1 pseudogene is annotated in these 488 nt (G+C 38.5%); it reads left to right on the top strand.

From position 1 onward, the window contains the following. Nucleotides 1–123 precede the first annotated feature (123 nt). Nucleotides 124–488, top strand: a pseudogene (locus tag CWC18_RS20610) (transposase); the annotation flags it as partial.

Raw genomic sequence — 488 nt, 5'->3', positions numbered from 1 at the left:
TGCCTTTGCCGGGTTTTGTAAAAAATTTAACAAAAAATTTAACAAGACACCCATCGTAAATTGACTGTTTTTCATTCATCGCCTATCTTTTAAATTCAGCTTAAAAGATAGGCGCTTTCTCTTATGGCCACGGCACGAAAAAGACAAGTGAGTTTAACTGATACCAAATACTACCATTGTATTTCACGCTGCGTTCGACGTGCCTATTTGTGTGGTGAAGATAAGGTAACAGGGCAATCGTATGAACATAGAAGAGGGTGGATAGAAGATAAACTGCTAGAACTTTCAAAAGTGTTTTGTATTGATGTGTGTGCGTATGCGGTGATGAGTAACCATACGCATATTGTACTTTATGTAGATGATAACAAAGCTAAAAGACTGAGTGATAAAGCGATTATTATCAGATGGCATAAGCTGTTTAAAGGCACCATACTGTCTCATCAGTTCCTTCAAGGTGAGCGGCTAGACTCAGCGCAGCAAACCTTTTT

It is taken from the genome of Pseudoalteromonas aurantia, from assembly GCF_005886875.1.
GTDB lineage: Bacteria > Pseudomonadota > Gammaproteobacteria > Enterobacterales > Alteromonadaceae > Pseudoalteromonas > Pseudoalteromonas aurantia_A.
Note: the sequence above shows the minus strand (reverse complement) of the source record. Positions and strands in the feature narration are given on the sequence as shown.